Raw genomic sequence first — 20,589 nt, 5'->3', positions numbered from 1 at the left:
ACACGATGAATCCAACCATTGAGCATTCTCAGCTCAAGAGTTCCATACCCAGGTCAGGTCGCATGATCGTGATGAGCCCAAGTGTTCCCACTGCAACCAAGAAGACTGCTGTCGCGATTCCAAGAGCCACGAAGCTCCACTTGCGAGCTGTGCCGGAGGCCCCTGAATCCATGAGCGTGGCCATCGCGAGCAGACCTCCTACCGGGGGCACAACCGCCAACCACACACTGACCTTCGCCTGACGCTCCAACGGCCCCCCTGTCCTTCCCGCATGAGGCCGGTCAGCCGACGCCCTACGGTACTGACGCCAGCTTCTGGAGATTGCAAAGCTTCTCAGTGCGCCAGGTCCGAAGGAGGACATCCTGAGCGACGCGATCGTCACCGCCCCGGTTAGCAGAATCACCACTAGTAGCGCTATTGGAAGCACTCCGAGATGCTCGAACTTGACACCGTATCCTGCGCCGTGTGCATGCGAAACCATTGATATGCTCATCACAATCAATGCCAATATAATAAGTGATCCCATAATAAGCACGAATCCAAATATAGTCCAGTCTGCTCGTATTGTTGAAACCACGCCGGAATACACCGTGAAGACCACGACAGCAGTTGACAACACACTCAAGACAGCAAGCGGTCCTCTGGCGTATTGAATAGGAAACGTCAACAGTATCAAGACACTTGGAACAAGGAGCACACCGGCACCTATGGCAGCCTCGACGCGAAGTGCCGATTTCCCAAGAACCCTCCTCACATGAAGCGCGAGCTTCCCCCTCCCGACACACCAAGATGAACGCCCTCGAGCATGACCACCAGTGAACGAAGCTCTGGAAGGACGCTTTACCAGGCGCCGATATTCATCCCTCTTTCGAGAGACGAAGCGCTCACGTTGAACCTCTCCGAGAGTCTTCGGGTTGACGTGATCGTTGATCGCGAGGCTGGCATCAGCTGCGAAAACGGCCAAGATCAGGCCCGCAACAAGTGGGGTAAAGAGCTCCAAGAGAGGGATCTCATTGGGTGCTCTGCTCAACACGGATCCAGCCGCGTAAATTCCAGCGCCCAGTGATACTGGAACGAATGACCATGCGATTTTCGACAAGGCGCTCCTGCGAGCCAAACCTATATAGTCATCATCACTACTCAGGGCAATCCGGGTAGCTACTTTCAACGAAACGATCGATGCGAGCAAGAACGAAAAAACCACCTCATGACTGATGGAGGAAGGGTCCCGAACTGTCACCCGAGGTGAGCTGAATTGAGTAATGAACACGGAGAAGCCGATGCCGCCACCGGAAACTGCTACCACCAGGAGCCCCCAGGCGATCGCACGGACGATTTGCAATCGGTACTCGTCTTCAGTCACCAACAATCGGGCTGGTTCACATGTTCTCGAGCGCTTCTGTGCCATGCCTCAGATATAGCATCGTGCTCTGACAGATCATGCGATGCCGAGCACGCGACTTCATGCCTGGAAGAAATCTACGCACCCCTACGTTCATACTTGTAGCAACAACCAACCGGTGGCCGGACTGCGGGCACCGCCGACGCCGCAAGGATGAGCTCTCATGCCGAACGTCTCCCCCGATCCCGCCCCGGCCGCTGACGGCCGCGCGCTGAACCCTGCCACTGCCATGGATGCGGTCACCCTGCGGGTGGGCGATCTGGAGGCGATGTCCGCCTACTACGAGACCGCCCTGGTGATGGAGCCGTTGCAGGAGCGCACTCGGGGCCGGGAGGTCCACCGGGTGCTGGGCCGCGGTGCCACGCCGATGGTGCGCCTGATCCATACCCCGGATCTGCCCGGGGTGGACCCGCACGAGGCGGGCCTGTTTCACACGGCGTTCCTGTTCGAGGACGAGGCCTCCCTGGCGGCGACCGTCCATCGGGCCGCGCAGCACCCGCAGTCCCGGTACGTCGGCTCGGCCGATCACCTGGTCAGCGAGGCGTTCTACTTCACCGACCCGGAGGGCAACGGCATCGAACTCTACCGGGACAGACCCCGGGAGACCTGGGAGGCCACTGGGACGCAGGTCCGCATGGACAATCTGCCGCTGGACCCGGCCGCGTACCTGCGCCGCCACCTGGACCAGGAGGTGCTCGACGCCGGCGCCGCCCGCGCCGGGAGGGTCGGACATGTGCACCTGCAGGTGGGCGACGTCGCCAGGGCGCGTGAGTTCTATGTGGGCACGGTGGGCTTCGATCCGACCGCCAGCTGGAACAGCGCCCTGTTCGCCTCGGCCGGCGGGTATCACCACCACGTGGCGATGAACACCTGGAACAGCCGCGGGGCCGGGCCGCGGTCCTCTCGCCTGGGGTTGGGTGATCTGGCGATCACTGTGCCGGGCCGCGAGGATCTGGACGCCCTGGTGTCCCGGTATCGCGCGCAGGGCCTCGGCTTCGCCGACGAGGGGCACCGGGTGGTCACCGAGGACCCGTGGGGCACCCAGGTCTCGGTGGCCGTGCCGGGCACAGAGACCGAGGAGCTGCTCAGCCGGTGAGGCGCCCTATTCCTGGATGTGCATCGGCGCCACGTTCCCTCGAAGCCTGGGCCGACTGAGGCCCCGCCGGTGTAGGGTCAGCCCGAGTTCGCCGAGGATCCGGGAGGCGTCCCTGCCGGTGGAGGCGGGGACATGGGCGGCCATCCAGAGGACTCCTCCGTCGGTCGGCGCGACGCCGGGCCGGCGGGTGATGAGCACGGAGGTCCAGCCTTGGCCGCCCTCTCCCCTGCTGGCAGCCTGCCGGGATTCCAGCCCGGAGACCGTCCACTGCGGGACCTTCTTCGGCCCGTAGCCGGGCAACGCCCAGGCCAGCCCTGACGGTTCGAACACCTGGGACATCCAGCCCAGAACGCAACGTGCGGCTGCTGGGTTCAGTCCGAGCATTCCTCGGTCCGGCACCTCGACTTCCAGGAGTCCGCCGGAGGCGACCAGCATCATCAGCAGCTGGCGCAGCTCGTGGGCTGAGGTCTCCCCGGTCAGCAGGTCGCCGCGGGCGGTCTCGAGGTCCTCGAACCCGGTGATCTGGGTATGGAACGAGGGTTCGTCACGGAGCCTGAACCTGTCGAAGAATGCCCGGGTCTCCGCCGCGAGGTCCACTCCCCTGGTCTCCAGGGCGGCCCGGACGGCCAGGGACGCTGCGGCGTCGGCGGTGCCGATGATGAGTCCGAGCCCGTCATGCAGGCTCAGCGTCATCTCACCGGCCTGGTCGTCGGCGTGCCGCCCGGAGCCGGCCGGGAGCCGCAGGGGCCCGACGACAGCGGCGCACCGGTGCTCGGCGGCGATGGGCACCGGCATCTCCAGCAGGCCGGGGTCGGCGGCCTCCATCTCAGCAAGGGTGACGGCGGCGAGCAGCTTCCCCGCCCCGGCCAGCGGGTGGAACTCCCGATGGCCGAGGACGTCACGACCCACGGTGCCGCCGTCATCCCCTCCGCCGGTGACCCCACCGATGGCGGAAAGGACGCCGGGGTGAGCCGCTGTGGCTTCCCGCTGTGCGTCGCTGCCCGAGACGTCCTCAGGGATACGGAGCAGGCTCGAGACCCGGTCGGGCTGCGTGTCCCGCGCGTCCGACGGGGCGCGGAAACCCTCCCCGCGGCCGACTCCGTCGTACCAGTCTTCGATCGCCCGCCCGATCTGCCCGAAGAGCTCGTAGGCGGCGATCCGGCCGGGTGTGCCGTCGGGAAGCTCGGTGGGGATAGTCTCGGCGTAGACCGCGACGGCGGCGACCGGGGCGCCGTCGTCGGTGGCGGCCAGCCCGATCTGGGAGAGGCTGCGCAGCCCACGCCCGTTCTTCTCGGCGACGCGCAGCCGGGTGGTCTGCGCGTCGAGCAGCGGGGTGTAGAGCCCGTGCATGAGTTCGACCGCGAAGCGGCACAGCTGCGGGGTCAGGTGCAGAGCCTCGGCGGCCTTGGTGTTCTGGGTGCCGCGGCCGAGCTGGGCGAGCAGGTGGGCCTGGTCGGCGGCGGTGGTGACGGTCATCTGCTCGATGCTGTGGTGCCAGGTCAGCTCACCGCTGCGGGGGAAGATCTCCCGGTGGAGGGTGCTCCGCATGCCCACCCAGGCGCAGTAGTCGTTGACCTGCTGCAGCGCGGCGGCGGCCCGATCGTCATGGTGCAGGCTGGCAGGCCGGGCGGCCCCGCCGATGGCGTCGAAGACCAGCTGGGTGCAGATGTTGTCCGAGGTGATCATCATCTGCCGGAGGTGGTCCTCCAGGGTGAGCTCGACGCCGGGGGCGAGGTCCTTCATGATGCCGGCCTGGACGCCGGCCTTGAGGTCCTCGGTGATGGGCAGTCGCATGTTCAGGACCAGCCTGCCCTGGTGCACCAAGGAGAGGCAGGCCAGCAGGACGCTGACCTTACGGGTGCTGAAGGAGGGCACCTGGGCGTGGGCGCCGTCGCCGATGGTGGTGGGTTCCTCGGAGGTCAGGTCGCGGAGCTGCCAGTGGACCGCGAAGGGCTGCCCTGCAGTGAGTGCGTGGATCCGCTGCTCGAGGTCAGTCCCCTGGTCTGGCGCGCTCATCTCACTCCTGAAGGTTCCGGCAGTCCGCCCCGTGCTGGGCGCCTACTCCTCGACGCTACACGGTGGTGCTGACCTGGGCGCAAGAGTTCTTCATCAAGAAATGTCAGTGGTGGGTCTCATGATTTCTGTACGCGGAGAACCCGGGTTCTCGAGAGTGATTCCATCACCCGCTTCCCCATCGACGTCAACGGGTCTTCGCGCATGATGCACCGCACCGTTCTGTGAGGAGAAGACCATGTTCACCACCATCAGCGACCCGTTCAGCACTGGCACACGGACCCGGACGACGGCGCCCCGTCGCCTCGCCGCGGGATCCATCCCCCTGCTGGCGGCGTCCTTCGTCCTGACCGCCTGCACCGAGGCGGAGCCGGAAGTGGTCACCGAGACGGTGACCGAAACCGTCACCGAGGAGGTCGAAGTCGAGGTCGAGCCGGAGGACCTGGAGGAGCAGCGCGAGGCTGCCGACGCCCGGGACGAGGAGCTGGACACCCGTGAGACCGAGCTCGAGGAATGGGCCGAGGAGCTGGAGGAGTTGGAAGAGTCCCTCGCGGCGCGGGAGTCCGACGTGGAGACAGCCGAGGAGGCCGAAGTGGAGCCCGAACCGGACCCTGACGACAAGTCAGAGGCCTCCGGGCCGACGATCCCCGGTGACGGCGTGTACATGGTCGGCACCGACGTGGAGCCCGGCACCTACACCACACAGCCAGGCTCCTGGGGCTGCTACTGGGCCCGCCTGAGCGGCACCAGCGGCAAATTCCACGACATCATCACCAACGGCTTCGTCGACGACGGCCAGGCCCTGGTCACGATCGCCGAAACCGACGTGGCGTTCGAGACCTCTGGATGCGGGGTGTGGGAGAGGCAGTGACGAACATTGCGATCACGCTCGACTCATCCAATGCGATGCCTCTATAAGCGACTCATTGTCCGCTCGTGGCCAGTTTCTGGATGACAACGAGCCCTCGGATCAAGACTGCGACTGGAAGGGGATAATCCCACAGTTCTGAAGTCGAATGAGCTCAGCGTCTTCCCAGCACGGAGAGCGAATCTATATCACGCGAACGAGGAATTATATTAGGCTTACGACTAACTGTTCCACGCAGGACATTCACACTACGGAATCGCTGCTCAAGCGAAACTCCTGCGCTCGCCACACATGCAAGTGAAAACGGCTACCAGTATATCGCCACAACCTCAACATCAACCATCTTTAAGTCGGTAAAGTCCTCATGGGTCGCTACGTCAGCGACTCCGCCACCGGCTGCGGAGCTCGCATTTGGCACGGCCCCTTGGAATGTCGTCATAAGCCCAGCGTGCGCCCGTGCTCGTTGGCGGGCATCCCGATCCTGCTCTGGGGTCATGGCAAGGTCCGGATTCTGCAGGTCGATCAGTTTCCTGACGTCTGCGAATGCCCGCCTCTGTTCGCTTGGCGATGCCTCGTCAGAAACCTCAGCAGCGACTGCGATCAACTCGCTGACTTGAGGGGCTTCGAACGATTGGGAGTTGGCCGACTTGATCTCGTCAACGTACGCAGCAAGAGCGCGAACGAGAGCCAATTGAGGTTGACCGACGGACAGACTGGAGCCGCCGGAAGTTCCAACTCTTCCGGCTGCCTCGATTTGCTCGACCAGAGTTGGTGCAACATCACCGAATAGGTGCGCGACCTTGACCGGATTCCACGACTCATGAACACCAGACCGCGAAAGACGGCACAGCAGCTTGAACTGCCCCGATGAGAAGAGAACTCGGCGGATGTCCTTCCAGTAGCCGAGGTGCTCAGTCACGCCGACGATATCCAGCGGCTGAACTGCAAGGTCGAGTGCGTCGGCATCGGTGATTCGGACGATGAACCCCCTGTCGCTCACGGTCACGACCGAGAAATTGCAGGCACGTGCCCTGATGGGTATCAGCCCCGCCAAAAGTCGATCGAGGACCTTGTTGATGGGATCCACCTCGGCCAGCATTGCAAGACCGCCACGTCCGGCCATCTGGGGATACTCCGCAGCCATTGCTGAGAACTCCGAGACCATCGTCCCGAGTTTGTAGACCGGATCAGCATCGAGGACTGCCTCTACCTCAATCATCCGGCCACGGTGCAGGTCCTCAATAGGCCAAGCGCCAATCTCGTCAGCCCCCGGGAGCGCCACCGGCCCCTGGGCGTCTTCGGTCAAGAAGATCGGCAATGCATCGTCGTCGCGCAGTTCGTTGAACAAGGTCTGCACGACGGCCTTCCGCGAGCTCTCGACCGAACTTGAGTTGGCCGTCTGGTACCTCGTTGCACTTTCAACTCTTGCCGCGACAGCATCAACCGACGCTCGCGATGAGATCTCAGCTTGCTCCGAGGACGTGCGCCCGCTCGTCACGTGTTCGGGTACTGTGTCGCGCTGAGACACAAGCAAACTTGTCAGGCTGACCTCATCAAGATAGATGAACTCACGCAGTGGCCGATCTCTCTTGATTGGATTCTTCGCACGACGGTTCCGCCACCAATCCCGAACGGATCTCAACCAGCCCTTAAGCGCCATTGGTCTCTCTCCTAACCTCCCGCACGGGGCGGCCTGCGACTCGCTCGAAGGCCTGAGCGACGTCCTCGTCCACGATGGCCTTCCGCTTGTCAGCGGCCGCCAACAAGGCTGCTTCGGTCCATAATGACGAGAGTCGAGCGGCCGACCAGCCGTCGCTCGCGGCAGCTACTTTTTCCAACGACAGCGCACCGTCGGTCGTCATCTGGCTCGCCCCGAGCCGCAAAATCTCGAGCCGATCTTCATAGGTCGGCATCCCGAAAGCGATCTCCCAGTCGAACCGTCCCGGGCGAAGTAGCGCCTCGTCTACGCTCTCGATCCTGTTGGTGGCAGCGATAACTACCAGGTTCGCGGTACTCTGGTCGAAGCCATCAAGTTCTGTTAGTAACTGCGCCACCAGTCGCCTGGACGCTTCGTGAGACTCCTCGGTCCGACGCTCCGCGATGCTGTCGATCTCGTCGAAGAAAACGATCGCGCCTCGCTCGTGCTTCGCTGCAGCCCTGAAGATCCGGCGGATTGCCTGTTCGCTGTCCCCGACCCATTTGCTGACGATCGATGGCCCACTGACGAGGTAGAACGCTGCGCCTGACTCGTGAGCAATCACACGCGCGAGGTGAGTCTTGCCTGTCCCTGGCGGGCCTGTGAAGATCACGCCTTTTACCGGGCGGGCGCCGAGCGCAGCCAACTGCTCTCGATTCTGCAGTTGAGTCTCAATCAGCTCGACAGCTCGGCGGCGAACGTCGTGATATCCGGCGAAGGAAGCGAAGGTAGGACCATCGCCGTCCGGCTGGATGAGGTACTCGTCCAAGCTGCCATCGTCGGTACCCTCGTCTCGGTATCGGACTGGCCGTTGGTCGAGCACGCGAGTTATGCCGTCGACTTCGCTGAACTGCACAGTGTTTCCAACAGCCACGTCGACCGAAGGATTACCGGCGAGGTACCGGATCCCAGCACCATATTCGATCAGCAGCCCGTCCTCAATAATCCGCCGAACGATCGCAACTTCGGGAATCTCAGACCAAGCTGTATCGGGTAGCACCTCCCAAAAATCATCCCCAACGTATACAACTGAGCCTCTGCCGATATCTGCCCGCTGACCGAGCGAGAATCGGGCGGTGTTTCCGTTTGGGAGCCGACCGAGAAACGCCTCACCGCCATCGAGGGCCTCTATGACCTTGATCACGAGTCCGTCGACGCGCTGCTGTAGGTCGCCGGATGACGCGGTCATCCCCATACCTCCTCGGCCAGTGGAGATCCGTTCAGCTGGTCACGGCGGCTGCGCCAGTCGGGCAAGAGTCCGTCCATGAGCTTAGTGAAGCGTTCGCCGTGGTTGCGTTCGAAGTAGTGGGCCATCTCGTGGACGACGATGTACTCCAGGCAGTCGGGGTGCTTCTTGGCGAGCTCGACGTTGAACCAGATGTGGCGGGTCTCGCGGTTACATGACCCCCACTTGGTCTTCATGCGTCGGATTGTCCACTTGGGCACCGACACTTCGAGCTTGGCTTCCCACCTCGCGATGATGTCCGGAAGAACCTCGCGGAGCTGCTCGCGGTACCACTGGTCGAGGTTCTCGCGTCGTCTGTCGGCAGTGCTGTCGGCAGGCGTGTAGAGCACGAGCCGTTCACCATCGACCTCGAGGTGGGCACGCCCAGGTCGTTCCACGACCTTGAGTCGACGCCGAACGCCCCATACGTAGTGCGACTCTCCCGTCACCATCTCTCGCTCAGACTGGCGTGGCGTGTCCTGCAACTCCTTGCGTTGCCGCTTGATCCACGGCAGCCGCTGGATCACGGCCAAGCGGACTTGGTCGTCATCGAGCCGCTGCGGTGCGGCGACGCGGACGCGCCCCATCGGCGGGTAGACGCCGATGTGGAGGTTCTTGATGTCCTTGTAGATGACGTCGACGTCGATGCCACGGACGGTGAGGTAGGCGCTAGCGGTACTCATCGCGGGCCTTCAGCAGTTCGAACAGTTCATCCATCTTGTCGTAGTCGGCAGGGAGCTTGACCTTGATCGCATTGCGGACCAGGCGTTCCTTCATCGGGTTGCCGACCCAGTCGTGCGGCTTGTGCTGTAGGACCGCCTCGTCGATCTCGACCGCGAGGCTCTCGTCGGGGAATAAGAAGTCCACCAGTGCGCGCCGGGCGCCATTGTTTGCCCAGGTCGGGTACTTGGTGCCGGACTCCTTGGTGCCGAGCTTCTTCGCCGCGTCGAGCAGTCTGGCGAGGTACTCCTTGTACTCGATGGCGCCCTTGCGTCGCTCTTCGATGATGGCGTCGAGCAGTTCGCTCATGCGGTCGTAGTACTTCGGGTTCATCGCGCGCTCGTCGATGATCACCTTGCGCATGTTGTTGGTGATCGTCTCTGCGACCGCTTCGGGGTCGTTCTTGATGCCCTCGGGCAGCTTGTCGATCGCGCCCGCGCCGAGGTTGACGATCAGGTCGATCAGACCGGCGTCCTCGAAGTCCGAGACCGTCTCCGACGCACTGGCCTGGATGTAGGTGTCGAGCAGGAACCGCATGCCGGCTTCGTACTGCTTGAAGTCCACGTCCTCGCCGGCACCGAGCTTCACCTCGGCGCGAACGTCGACGTAGTGCGCGATCTCCTTCATGATCGCCTGCGCTTCGGCGTCGCTGTACCCGGCGGCGGTCATCTCGTTGGCGAGGTTCCCGTAGGCACGGCTCACTGCTGCGACGGCCTTGTAGAGCTCGACGCGCTTTGGCTCGTTGGCCTTGAGCTGTTCAGCGTTGCCGGACTCCGTGGCGCAGAAGTACTGCTGGTACTGCAGCGTGCCCTTGGGCGGAGCGACTGGCTCGCACAAGGCACGAATCCGCTCCAGGGCTTCATCGAGGTTCTCGCGCGCCTTGTCGATCCGGTCGGTCAGCAAGCCGTCGATGTCGCTCTTTTCGTAGCCGTCGAGTGCGCCTGAGGTGTAGTCGGTGATGGCACCTTCAAGCGAGTTGAAGAGGTCTTGGTAGTCGATGATGTAGCCGTAGTCCTTGTCCTCACCGTCGAGCCGGTTGACCCGGCAGATCGCCTGGAACAGGCCGTGGTCGCGCATCTTCTTGTCGATGTAGAGGTAGGTCGCAGACGGGGCGTCGAACCCGGTCAGCAGCTTGTCGACCACGATGAGGAGCCGCATCTGGCCAGGGTTCTCGATGAATTGCTTCTTGACCGCAGCCTCGAACTCCTCGACCTTGCCCATGGCGACCTCTTCGGGTTCGTCGAAGTAGTCGGCCAACATCTTGCGGTAGATGTCGTACTTGCGGATCTTCTCGGTCTTGCCCTCGCCGGAGTCTTCCTTGGAGATATCGCTGGCGTTGGGTTCGTAACTGGTGACGATGGCGCACTTGCCCTTGAACCCGGCCGCGACGAACATCTCGTAGAACTTGCACGCCTGATAGACGCTGCCGCCGACGAGCATGGCGTTGCCGCGCCCGTTCATCAGGCGGGGCTTAGTCTCCATGTCGAGCAGGATGTCGTTGACGATCTGTTTGGCGCGCGGCTCGCTGGAAACGACCTTCTGCATGGTGCCCCAGCGCTTCTTGAGCTCGGCCTTGGACAGGTCGGTCATGCCCTTGGTCTTGACCTCGAACCACTTGTCCACCTGCGCTGGGCTCGTGAGGTGCTGGTCGATGTTGCGGGCCTCGTACTGCAGATCGAGAACCACGCCATCAGTCACGGCCTCGTCGAACTTGTAGGTGTGGATGAAGGACCCGAAGGTCTCGATGCTGGTGGCCTTGTCAGCCTTCAGCAAGGGGGTGCCGGTGAAGCCGATGAACATCGCCTCGGGCAGGAGCTGCTTCATGGCCCGGTGCATCTTGCCCGACTGGGTGCGGTGAGCCTCGTCAACGAAGACGAAGAGGTTGCCCCTGGCCTTGAAGTCCTTCGGCATGGTCGCGTTGAGCTCTGCGATGAAGTCCTCGCTGGCCTCGTCGAGCGCCTTCTCGTCGTCGGGGCCGCGGAACTTGTGCACCAGCGAGCAGACCAGCCACTCCTGGCTCTTGTTCAGAGTGTCGAGCAAGTCGGCACCACTCTTGGTGCGGTAGATCTGCTCGTTGACGCCGTTGAAGACCTTCTCGATCTGGTCGTCCAGCTCGGTGCGGTCGGTGATCAGCAGGACCCTCGCATCGTCCTGGTTCTCACGGAGCCACTTGGCCAACCACACCATGGTCAGGCTCTTGCCCGACCCCTGGGTGTGCCAGACGATGCCGCCCTCGCGCTTGGCGATCCGCTCCTGGGCAGCCTTGACGCCAAAGAACTGGTTGTGCCGCGGGCCCTTCTTCACACCTGCGTCGAACACGATGAAGTCATGGATGAGCTCGAGGAACCGCCCCTGGCCGCACAGCTGCAGCAGCGCCCGATCCAGCGGCTCGGCGACGTCGGAAGGTTCCTTCCACTCCAGCCAGTACTTCTCCGGGGTGTCAATCAGTCCGTATCGCAGCCCCTCGACATCGTTGCCAGCGAACAGGAACTGCACGGTTGAGAAGAACGGACGGATGAACTCGTGCTTCTGGTTGCCGATCGACTGCCGGATCCCCTCAGTCACCGACACCTTCGACCGCTTCAGCTCCAACACACAGAGCGCCAAGCCGTTGACGTAGAGCACGACGTCCGGGCGTTTGGTGTGTTGTCCGAGGACGGTGACTTCCTCCGCGACGGCGAAGTGGTTGGCCCCGGGGTTGGACCAGTCGATCAGCCAGACCGTCTCGGTCTGCTCACCGACGCCTGGCTTGACCTTCACCCCGTAGCGCAGCAGCTGATAGACATCGCGGTTCGCCTCGTACAGGTCGTGGCCGGTGCCAACCGAGGCGGCCTTGCTGACCTGGTCAAGTGCGCGGGTGATCAGGTTGTCGTCGTACCTACGAGCGTGGAGGTTCTGGGTGAGCAGATCGGTCTCGATGCCCGAGGTGCGGTTGCCGTCGTGCCAGTCACCGAGGTACTCGTAGCCAAGCTCATCCCGAAAGAGTCTGACGACGCGCATCTGCGCCCTTCGTTCCACTTGTCCAACGGTGGTCATCTGGCGCCTCCGACCTCGACGTTGAGAAACTGGCGGATCACGGCCTTTTTCTCCTCGACGACAGCTGCTACAAACTCGTCGAACGTCTCATCGGGGTAGGCCGCGTTGCGCTCCCTCGTGTACATGCCCGCGTTTAACATCTCCGTGAGCGACGCGAATGCACTTCGGGTGTGAACGCGAGAAATCGCACCGTACAGCACCTTCAGGTGATCTAGGTGTTCGTCGAGGTCCATCGCTGGGTTCGATGAGTGGCCGGTCTCGATGCGCCGGCTGATGAGCCGCTGGAGATCGGCGTGAGTCGCGGGGCGGGACGAGGTGCCCTTGCGAACATAGACAGCCTTCGCCGAGATACCTTTGCCGTCCTTCTCCGCGAGGAACGGCAACTCCTCGGGCTTGTCCTCGACAACGAGGACCTGAAACTTCTTACCTTTGATCGCTGCGTACTCCGAGTCGTTGTACTCGAAGTCCAGCGTCACGTACTCAACGGTGTCAGGCAGGAAGGGTGCCACGCCTGAAGCCACATCAGCCTTATCGACAAACTCGGTTACCCCTATATGGTCCGCGCTACCGCCCTCGTTCTCGGCAACCCCGATCACCATGCAACCTCCACCAGAGTTCGCCAGTGCAAGTACGTGGCAGGCGACCTTCGGCCACTCGGGCCACATCTTCTTGAAGTCCATTTGGTCGAGCTCACCGTGATGTGTACGCAGCACATCCCGCAGGCCCTCCCGCGAGGGCTGTTCGAAGAACTTCGCAAAGTCCTCCTGGTACGCCTTCTTGCCAGTCATGCTGCGCCCTCCGCGACGGCCAGGCGGGTGCGGCCGGTCAGCAGCTCCTGCATCATGCCGGTCTTGATGCCTCGGGCCTTCTCCAGGCGGCCCTGGAGCAACGTCAACTCTGCCTCAGCGTCGTCCAGCGCATCAACGATGGCTTGCTGCTCATCGAGCGACGGCAATTGAAGCTCGAAGTTCTTGAATGTGGGCAGCCTGAGCGAGTCCACGGTTGCCTTCACGCTGTTCTCCATGGCATGGAGGCCGAAGTACTGATGCATGAAGTGGTATACGAAACGGCCACTTGCATCCAGCGCGAAGTCGCTGATCTTGTAGACCCGCTGGTGGACCTCGAATTTGCCATTGATGTAGTGGTAGATCGAACCGATACCTCCCTCGCCAGGAACGAGGATAGCCTCGCAGTCATATGAGTATGAGTCGATCCGTTCAACCGTAGCGGACCGGACGAAAAACGGATACCGACCGCTAGCCTTCTTGTCCTGGTTGTTTCTGGAACCAGTCTTGATCCGCGCCACGTCACCGAGAGAACGCTCGCTCCACGGCTCAGTGAAGCCGGGAAGGCGGGTCTCGCCGGTGAGAAGCTGCTGCATCATGCCCTGCTTGATCGCCTGCTTCTTGGCGATTATGCGTTCGAGGGTGGCGATCAGACCGTCAACATCTGAAAGGACACCGGCAATACGAGCTTGCTCGGCCTTGTCCGGGTACAGGAACCGCAGGGTCTTGAGTGTTCTAATCGACAGCTCCTGGCGCGTTGTGCCCACGGCAGCAATTTGCAGCGTCTGCTGAGCATGTTCCGACCGGAGAAGATGGAGCCAGTAGCGCGGATCGTGCTCGTCTCGCAGCCTGACTCTGGCGACGTCTCGGCTGATGTTCCCCGCGAATCCAGCTGGAACGATCCCGACACGTCCGGTGGTGCCCTTGACAGAGATCAGGACGTCTCCACCGCGGACCCGGCTTCGGCGGTACTGTGCTTCGATCTTCCGCGAACTGCGATGCAACGAATGCTCAGAAGGACTCAGCAGGTCGCGAATGGCCAATACCGGAACGCCATCACGGTCGTAGGGTCCGACCTGGACGATTCCGTATCCGATTGGAGCGTCCGGGCTCGCGGCTTCGGCCAACGATGCCTCATGCCACTGATCCGTAGTCTGACTCATGCCTCGAACCCCATGTCAGCGAGATGGCCAGCGACTTTCGCCTCAAGCTCCTCCAATGCAGCGTCAAGGTCGCCAACGGTCTCGGCGTAGCGTTCCCCGAGTTGCTGGATGCGAGCAACAAGGGCGAGCGTCAGTGCGTTGACCTCGCCGTCGATCCGCTTCGCGATCGTCGCGCGCCATTTGTCGTCGAGGACGAGCGTCTGGACATCCGCGTCGGTGAGGTCGCCGTACTTCTTGAGCGTGGCGGTGTCGAGCTCTGCCTGAGCTTCCTTTGCGGCCTTCTTGGCGGCGGCCTCGGTCCTCAACAGGTCAAGCGCCTTTTGAAATGCGGCCGCGCCTTCTTCGTCGCCTGCCGCCTTGACTGTTATGAGCTCGGCTTTCACCGCTTTCTGAGTGAGTTTGCCTTTGTCGTTGACGGCTTCCCATACGACCCCGTCTTCGGCCCCATGCTCCTCTGCGTACTCCACAACCGCTTGCGTGGCAGCTTCAGCATCAGCGTTCAGCTTGTCAACCCGGGCCTGGTTGCTCTCGAAGTACCGGGCGACGATGAGGTCGGGCGGGACGAGGTCCATGACCCATCGCTCGGTCTTCTTGCCAATGCCGCGCTTGAGGTGGATGTTCTCGTACTTGTTCGCGCCCTTGTCTGTTTTTCCGATGATTCGAGCCGGTCGAGGCTTGGCAGCCTCTGTCCAGCCTTCGTTCATGAGCAGGAAGGCGTCGTCGTGCATGACGTCGTGCCAGTAGGTCATGAGCTGCTGGTAGGCGTCGTACTCGTTAAGCAGCACGACAGGCTTGATCCGCTGGAGGAGGTCTTCGCTCATCTCGGTGATCAGGTCGGCGGGTTTGGTGTCGGCGCTGATGTCGACCAATCGCGGCCGCCAGGCGGCGAACCAGTCGTCGACGATGCCTGTGACTTCGTCCCGAAGCTTGTGGAAACCCGGTGCATCGAGGATGGCCTGCTGCACTTCGCTGACGTCGATGGCGAGGTCGCTGTAGCCGGGACGGTTGGGCTTGAACAGCTGGTCGCGGAGTTGTGGGAACGGATCCCAGTACTCATGCAGCGCGTCGAGGTCGCTGTTCGGGATGCCGCCGTGCAGGTGGGCGGAGAGGCATTGCAGGTCCTCGGGCTCGGATGAGTCGATGTAGCGAGGGATGTTGAGGTTGTAGTAGCTCTTCGGATCGGCGATCTCGCTCATCGGCACCATGCGTGAGTAGCGGTCGATCTCCATCTGCTTATTGAAGGTGTCGACGATCTTGTGGATGTCTTGGCTGCGGAGGCGGTTCTTGTTGCCGTCCTTGATGAAGCCCTTGGAGGCGTCGACCATGAAGACGCCGGTGCGGCTGACGGCGTTCTCCTTGTCGAGGATGACGATGCAGGCTGGGATGCTGGTGCCGTAGAAGAGGTTGGCCGGCAGGCCGATGACGCCCTTAATGAAGCCTTGCTTGAGCAGCCGCGTGCGGATAGTGGCCTCAGCGTTGCCGCGGAACAACACGCCGTGCGGCAGGATGATCGCGGCCTTGCCGGTGCTCTTGAGCGACTTGAGCGCGTGCAGCAGGAAGGCGTAGTCGCCGTTCTTCTCCGGCGGGCGGCCGTACTCGAAGCGGTCGTAATCGCTCTCCAAGCCGTTGCTCCACGACTTGACCGAGAACGGCGGGTTCATGACGACGTAGTCGAAGGTCTTGAGCTGCGTGCCGCTGGTGAACTGTGGGGTCGTGATCGTGTCGCCCTTGGCGATCTCGGCGATCTCGTTGCCGTGCAGGATCATATTCATTTTGGACAGCGCCCAGGTGGCGTTGTCCTTCTCTTGACCGTAGATCGTCATGCCACGCGGCGCTTCGTCGGCAGCCTTCAGCAGCAGCGAGCCAGAGCCACATGCCGGGTCGAAGACCGTCTGGTCCTGGCGAGTCTCACGGCCGATGCCGACGACCTTGGCGAGGACTCGGGAGACCTCGGCAGGCGTGTAGAACTGGCCCTTGCTCTTGCCGGACTCGGTGGCGAAGTGCCGCATCAGGTACTCGTAGGCGTCGCCGAGGAGGTCGTCGCCCTCGGCGCGGGATCCGCGGAAGTCGAGGTCGTTGAAGATGGTGACGAGCTTGGAGAGGCGGTCTTGCATCTCCTTGCCCTTGCCGAGCTTCTCCTCGTCGTTGAAGTCGGCTTGGTCAATGACGTTGCGCAGCCCGTTGGCCTCGGCGAGGCGACCGATGATCTTGTTGAACCGGTCGCCAATCTCCTTGTCGCCCTTGGCGGCGAGCATGTCATCGAAGGAGCCACCCTCGGGGACATCGATCAGGGAGCTGGGGTCGGTCTTGGCCTTGTCGGAGACGTACTTCACGAACAGCAGCGTGAGGATGTAGTCCTTGTACTGCGAGGCGTCCATGCCACCTCGAAGCTGGTCGCAGCTCGCCCACAGCGAGCTGTAGAGGTCTGACTTCTTGAGTGCCAACGCTAGCTTTCCTCACTCTCACGTTCCAGACTCACGGAAGGGCGTGAACAATCCCTCGTCGAATCTAGCGGCAACGATGTTCCCAAGCATCCGAATCATTCCAGTCGAGCCGAAGCCAGACGCTCGGTCAGGCTTCAGGATGGCACAGACACGCGCCGTCTTGCTCAGCTGGAGCGCAACCAGACTTGCCGAGCCGCCCGGACACACCGACAGTTCACTATAACCTCGCTCATGCATCCCCTTTATGGCTGGTTGAAATACTATCCGAATTCTGGGACTAATCGGCCATCTCTTTCAGCAGGGGGGGGTCAACGTCAGCGTGGATTCTACGTCGTGGTGGGAGTCTCATGATGTTTAGCCAGTCCCACAACCCCACGCACCAACCGCATCGCCAGCCCTTCCACCTGTTCGACCAACGCCTTGGGCGGCTGGTCCAGGTCCAGCGCATGCGCATGGATCTGGACGTCCGCTCCCGCAATGTCATGGATTGCTGGGTCCTCCGCCCCCTGCGCATAGATCAGGTGACCTTCCCGCAGTCCCATCACCGTGCAGTAGGCCAGCAGCTGATACAGGTCCGCGTTCGGGAACCCGGTGGGCTTCTCCGCCTTGTACTTCATGTCCGCCACCAGCGCCGGGACGCCGCCGCGGGTCCACACGAAGTCAGGGCGCATGGCCACCGTCCGGGCCTCGTCCAAGTGCAGGCGGTGCTGCAATGAGGACTCACCGCCGAAGGCTCCGAGGGCTTCCCGCATCGCCACACCGACGAAGTCCTCATAGATGCGCCACATGTCGAACAGGAACCCGGAGACCTGCAGATCCCCGGTGCGGTGCTCGAAGGACTGTCCGGCGAGCACCAGCTCCGCCAGGTGCAGCGCCGGTTGGTATCGCACATTGAGCCGCGAGGGCCGCCACGCGGGCATCCCGGTCCCCCGTGGCGGGAGCGTGACGTCGGCGAGCTGCAGCCTCAGCCGCTGCAGCCGACGTCGTGCGGTGGCGCTGACACCCATCCGCAGCAGCTGCACTGTGGCGGCCAGCAGCAGCCGGTTCTCCGGAATGTCCGCACTGAACTCGTCGTACCGGACCTCCAGCGGGAGGTTGCGTCCATAGCGGCGGCTGATCTGGTCGCCCACCCGGATGCGGCCGCGCATCACCGGCAGCGTCTCCTCCACCTCGCGGTAGCCGTGCAGCAGCCCTTGCTCCAGTGCTCGCGTCGCCAGCCGACCGAAGGCTTCGGCGAGCGCCTCGGGGAGGTCCTGCTCGACGTCGACGGCCACGGTGTGGTCCCGCCAGAAGTCCGGGGCCTGCGCGTAGCCCATCATGAACACCAGACGGTCGATCCGGACTTTGGGGGTGATGGCCAACTGCACCTCCCTCACCCGGGCGACGCCGATCTTCCGGCCGGCGGCCACACGCCACTGCCCGTGGCCTGCTGGTGCGATCTCGACGATGCCGCTGTCCGCGAGCGCCTGGGCGATCTCATCCGGCAGCTCCCAGGTGACCGGTGGAGCGCCCTCAGTCAGATGCAGCGTCTCCATCGCGCTCACCACCGTCGTCACCCTCCTTGGCAGGCGGCATCTCGGCGGAGCCGTCCTGCCCGGAGCTCCGGGTGACGGCGGCCCGGATCGAGCTCAACCCGTAGACCTGCTCGACGTCGACGCCGTCGCCATAGTGGTGCTCCTCCAGCAGCGGCAGGATCGACGTGCTCCAGGTGCGCTCCAGCCCGCCGGGCTGGGCGACGGCGTCGCGCATGAAATAGGACGGGCCGACCTTGAAGTCCGGATCCTCGATCCGCCGGTTCAGCTCCTCCAGCAGGTGCGCGTGCTCCGCAGGCTTCCCCTGGGCGGTGAGCCAACTGGCCAGCAGACCCGCCGTAGGTTCCTCCGAGGGATGCAGTGCGATGAAGGAGAACCGGCGCCTCATGGCGGAGTCCACCAGCGCGATCGACCGGTCCGCGGTGTTCATGGTGCCGATGACGAACACGTTCGGCGGCAGGGTGAACCCGGCGTCATCCGGGGCGTACATCAGGTCCACCGCCTCATCCCGGTATTCGAGCAGGAAGTACAGCTCACCGAACACCTTGGCCAGATTGCCGCGGTTGATCTCATCGATGATCAGCACATGCGGTGTGGCCGGGTCCTCCGGCGCCTGGTCCACGATGCGCCGCATCGGCCCTGGAGTGAGCGCGAAGCCGCCCTCCGGGGTCGGTCGATAGCCTTCGAAGAAGTCCTCATAGGAGTAGGCAGGATGAAACTGGACGAGTTTGACCTTGGAGGAGTCCCCTGCCGCCAGGTGCTGGGCGATCTTCTGCGCCAGATACGTCTTGCCCGTGCCGGGAGGGCCGTAGAAGATCACCTGCGGCCGGTCCCGCAGCAGCTCGATGACCTCCTGGATCCAGGATCGATCGACGTGGAGCCGGTCCGCCAGCTCGGCCGTCGCATCCGGCAGGATGAGGTCCTCACCCGTCCTGGTGGCGGCCTCCGACTCCTCAACGTCGAGCAGCTTCTTCAACGCCGCCATCTGCTGAGTCAGGTCGAGGACCTCATGCGGGGCCCGCATCCGGGCGGCCAACTCTGTGGGGAGGTCCGCGCTCGGGACCCCGCGAGTCGGCCCCACCCAGGTGACCGCCCGGCGGAGGTTGGAGGCGTCGTCGTCGCTGACGACCTGCTCCGGGGCGCCGACGATCTCCCCGATGTGGATGAAGCCCTGGCTCTCGGTGACCACGAGGTCACCCTCCTGCATCCTGTTCAGAAAGGTGTCGAACTCATCCAGCCGGGCCTGCTGGGCGGAATACCCGGCATGCCCGTAAGCGCTGGCGACGAGCTCCTTCAGCTCCTCCCGCGTGGCGCCGTCACCGACCGCCGGCAAGTACGCCGCAGCCAGGGAGACGAAGCCGGACTGCAGCCAGCCAGGGATGAGATCCTGCCCGCCGACGTTCGATCCGCGGACCAGCCACGCTCGAGTCTGCTCCCGCGGCGGGTTCCATCGCTCCAGCAGGGGCGGCAGGTAGAAGTCCACCCGTCGGTCGGGGTCCTCAGCCTGCAGGGCGTCGCGGATCTGCAGGAGCTGCTCGTCCCGGCTGGCGCTTGTGTCACGGACGTAGCCGCTGAACGCGGCACGGATCTCGTCCCGGTGGCTCTCGCTGACGACCTTGAGGTGATGGTCCGGGAACAGCATCCACCGCAGCGCGTGCCGCTGGGCGGGCTCCTTCGGCTCCGGCACACTGGCCAGCACGGCGTCGAACCGCATCGGATCCTCCACGGCCGCCACACGCTCGTCCTTCTCCAGGGAGAACAGGGCGTGGGCGACCTTCACCAGCAGCGCCAGCTGGAAGGGGCGGCGCGTCTTGAAGGCCACGCCGCCGCTGAAGGCCCGGGCATCCAGAGCCGCATCAACCGACACCGGCAGCTGGACAGGACGCTGCATCCGCTCCAGAACTTCCGTCACGAGCTTCCGCTTGGTGACGGGTGCGTAGTCCGCCAACGGTGCCAAGGACAGGCACCAGAGCTCAGCGAACAGCTGCACAGCGGTGTCCGATACGCCGTGGAGCTGGGCGGCAAGCTTCTCCTCGAAGGATCGGCTCCCGACGTCTGGCCGATCGACGAACGCCGCCTTGAGCTCCTGGGCCGCTTCTGAGGTCCACACCGGGGTTCCGGGAGAGAACACCGAGTCTGCGGCGATGATCGCCTCACGGTACGCGTCAGTGAGCGGCCTCAGCAGCTCCAGCGAGGTCTCCGGGTCGGCTCCCCGGGCGGTCGACGGGGCGTGGTCGCCGACGCGTAGGGCGGCACAGGTGGTGCACCACTCCCTCAGCGCATCGGCCGCCCCCTCCTCGCCCGAGTCCGTCGGTGCGGCATGCCAGCGTTCGATGACCTCGTCTCGCGGGATCACCGTGAACTGCGTCGACCCATGCCAGCACGAGGGGACATGGAGCTTATGGGACGCCATGTTCTGGCGATACTCTGGCGCATCGGCCAGCTCGTAGAGCATCTCATCGTCGAACCGGCGAAGCGTCCCGGGAACCGTCTGCACTGCCTCCTGCGTCATGACTCTCACGCACCCCTCCTGCGGACGTCGTGCCGCGTGGAAACTGGACATCTGCTGAAAAGCGTATCTTCCACCCCTGACAAACCCCAGGCCTCAA

At 63.3% G+C, this 20,589-nt stretch carries 13 protein-coding genes; 2 read left to right on the top strand and 11 right to left on the bottom strand.

All coding sequences use genetic code 11. The features are described 5' to 3' along the window. Nucleotides 1-28: 28 nt before the first annotated feature. Nucleotides 29-1,408 (bottom strand): hypothetical protein, encoded by a 1,380-nt coding sequence (locus Q7C18_RS01395; protein ID WP_311023761.1) that lies wholly within the window; start codon nt 1,406-1,408, stop codon nt 29-31. A 157-nt stretch (nt 1,409-1,565) separates the two neighbouring features. Here Q7C18_RS01395 and Q7C18_RS01390 point away from each other — a divergent pair, with 157 nt between their 5' ends. After that, a complete protein-coding gene (locus Q7C18_RS01390; protein ID WP_311023759.1) occupies nt 1,566-2,498 on the top strand; it encodes a VOC family protein in 933 nt (310 codons plus the stop codon). Nucleotides 2,499-2,504: 6 nt separating this feature from the next. On the opposite strand, the gene Q7C18_RS01385 is transcribed toward Q7C18_RS01390, so the two are convergent. Further along, on the bottom strand, nt 2,505-4,514 hold the full coding sequence (locus Q7C18_RS01385; RefSeq protein ID WP_311023758.1) for a serine hydrolase: 2,010 nt from the start codon (nt 4,512-4,514) through the stop codon (nt 2,505-2,507). Nucleotides 4,515-4,749: 235 nt separating this feature from the next. Between Q7C18_RS01385 and Q7C18_RS01380 the strand changes: the two genes are divergently transcribed. Next, a complete protein-coding gene (locus tag Q7C18_RS01380; RefSeq protein WP_311023756.1) occupies nt 4,750-5,382 on the top strand; it encodes a hypothetical protein in 633 nt (210 codons plus the stop codon). 304 nt (nt 5,383-5,686) lie between these two features. On the opposite strand, the gene Q7C18_RS01375 is transcribed toward Q7C18_RS01380, so the two are convergent. The 9 genes from Q7C18_RS01375 to Q7C18_RS01335 all read right to left on the bottom strand — a co-directional run bounded on the left by Q7C18_RS01375 (nt 5,687) and on the right by Q7C18_RS01335 (nt 20,492). Continuing rightward, nucleotides 5,687-7,039 (bottom strand): hypothetical protein, encoded by a 1,353-nt coding sequence (locus Q7C18_RS01375; RefSeq protein WP_311023755.1) that lies wholly within the window; start codon nt 7,037-7,039, stop codon nt 5,687-5,689. Further along, entirely contained in the window at nt 7,029-8,264 is a 1,236-nt protein-coding gene (locus Q7C18_RS01370; RefSeq protein WP_311023754.1) for an ATP-binding protein, read from the bottom strand. The genes Q7C18_RS01375 and Q7C18_RS01370 overlap by 11 nt, the downstream gene beginning before the upstream one ends. Beyond that, the gene (locus Q7C18_RS01365) at nt 8,261-8,983 is read right to left on the bottom strand and encodes a SprT family zinc-dependent metalloprotease (protein ID WP_311023753.1); all 723 of its coding nucleotides are present in this window, start codon (nt 8,981-8,983) and stop codon (nt 8,261-8,263) included. Before Q7C18_RS01365 ends, Q7C18_RS01370 begins: the two co-directional genes overlap by 4 nt. Continuing rightward, on the bottom strand, nt 8,970-12,056 hold the full coding sequence (locus Q7C18_RS01360; RefSeq protein WP_311023751.1) for an HsdR family type I site-specific deoxyribonuclease: 3,087 nt from the start codon (nt 12,054-12,056) through the stop codon (nt 8,970-8,972). The genes Q7C18_RS01365 and Q7C18_RS01360 overlap by 14 nt, the downstream gene beginning before the upstream one ends. Next, a complete protein-coding gene (locus Q7C18_RS01355; protein WP_311023749.1) occupies nt 12,053-12,844 on the bottom strand; it encodes an ATP-binding protein in 792 nt (263 codons plus the stop codon). The genes Q7C18_RS01360 and Q7C18_RS01355 overlap by 4 nt, the downstream gene beginning before the upstream one ends. After that, nucleotides 12,841-14,004, bottom strand: coding sequence for a restriction endonuclease subunit S (locus Q7C18_RS01350; RefSeq protein ID WP_311023747.1), 1,164 nt, complete (start codon nt 14,002-14,004; stop codon nt 12,841-12,843). The genes Q7C18_RS01355 and Q7C18_RS01350 overlap by 4 nt, the downstream gene beginning before the upstream one ends. Beyond that, the gene (locus tag Q7C18_RS01345) at nt 14,001-16,448 is read right to left on the bottom strand and encodes a type I restriction-modification system subunit M (RefSeq protein WP_311023745.1); all 2,448 of its coding nucleotides are present in this window, start codon (nt 16,446-16,448) and stop codon (nt 14,001-14,003) included. Before Q7C18_RS01345 ends, Q7C18_RS01350 begins: the two co-directional genes overlap by 4 nt. A gap of 326 nt (nt 16,449-16,774) precedes the next feature. Further along, a complete protein-coding gene (locus Q7C18_RS01340; protein ID WP_311023743.1) occupies nt 16,775-17,983 on the bottom strand; it encodes a 5-methylcytosine restriction system specificity protein McrC in 1,209 nt (402 codons plus the stop codon). Next, a complete protein-coding gene (locus Q7C18_RS01335) occupies nt 17,961-20,492 on the bottom strand; it encodes an AAA family ATPase (RefSeq protein ID WP_311024420.1) in 2,532 nt (843 codons plus the stop codon). Before Q7C18_RS01335 ends, Q7C18_RS01340 begins: the two co-directional genes overlap by 23 nt. Nucleotides 20,493-20,589 lie beyond the last annotated feature (97 nt).

Origin of the sequence: Nesterenkonia sp. CL21, from assembly GCF_031705515.1 — a bacterium.
GTDB lineage: Bacteria > Actinomycetota > Actinomycetes > Actinomycetales > Micrococcaceae > Nesterenkonia > Nesterenkonia aethiopica.
The sequence above is the reverse complement of the archived record's forward strand: the minus strand, read 5'-3'. Positions and strand labels throughout refer to the sequence as shown.

What these genes read in the sequence shown, in the direction of transcription:
- Q7C18_RS01395 (WP_311023761.1), bottom strand. Translation starts at nt 1,408, where the DNA reads ATGGCACAGAAGCGCTCGAGAACATGTGAACCAGCCCGATTGTTGGTG.
- Q7C18_RS01390 (WP_311023759.1), top strand. Translation starts at nt 1,566, where the DNA reads ATGCCGAACGTCTCCCCCGATCCCGCCCCGGCCGCTGACGGCCGCGCG.
- Q7C18_RS01385 (WP_311023758.1), bottom strand. Translation starts at nt 4,514, where the DNA reads ATGAGCGCGCCAGACCAGGGGACTGACCTCGAGCAGCGGATCCACGCA.
- Q7C18_RS01380 (WP_311023756.1), top strand. Translation starts at nt 4,750, where the DNA reads ATGTTCACCACCATCAGCGACCCGTTCAGCACTGGCACACGGACCCGG.
- Q7C18_RS01375 (WP_311023755.1), bottom strand. Translation starts at nt 7,039, where the DNA reads ATGGCGCTTAAGGGCTGGTTGAGATCCGTTCGGGATTGGTGGCGGAAC.
- Q7C18_RS01370 (WP_311023754.1), bottom strand. Translation starts at nt 8,264, where the DNA reads ATGACCGCGTCATCCGGCGACCTACAGCAGCGCGTCGACGGACTCGTG.
- Q7C18_RS01365 (WP_311023753.1), bottom strand. Translation starts at nt 8,983, where the DNA reads ATGAGTACCGCTAGCGCCTACCTCACCGTCCGTGGCATCGACGTCGAC.
- Q7C18_RS01360 (WP_311023751.1), bottom strand. Translation starts at nt 12,056, where the DNA reads ATGACCACCGTTGGACAAGTGGAACGAAGGGCGCAGATGCGCGTCGTC.
- Q7C18_RS01355 (WP_311023749.1), bottom strand. Translation starts at nt 12,844, where the DNA reads ATGACTGGCAAGAAGGCGTACCAGGAGGACTTTGCGAAGTTCTTCGAA.
- Q7C18_RS01350 (WP_311023747.1), bottom strand. Translation starts at nt 14,004, where the DNA reads ATGAGTCAGACTACGGATCAGTGGCATGAGGCATCGTTGGCCGAAGCC.
- Q7C18_RS01340 (WP_311023743.1), bottom strand. Translation starts at nt 17,983, where the DNA reads ATGGAGACGCTGCATCTGACTGAGGGCGCTCCACCGGTCACCTGGGAG.
- Q7C18_RS01335 (WP_311024420.1), bottom strand. Translation starts at nt 20,492, where the DNA reads ATGACGCAGGAGGCAGTGCAGACGGTTCCCGGGACGCTTCGCCGGTTC.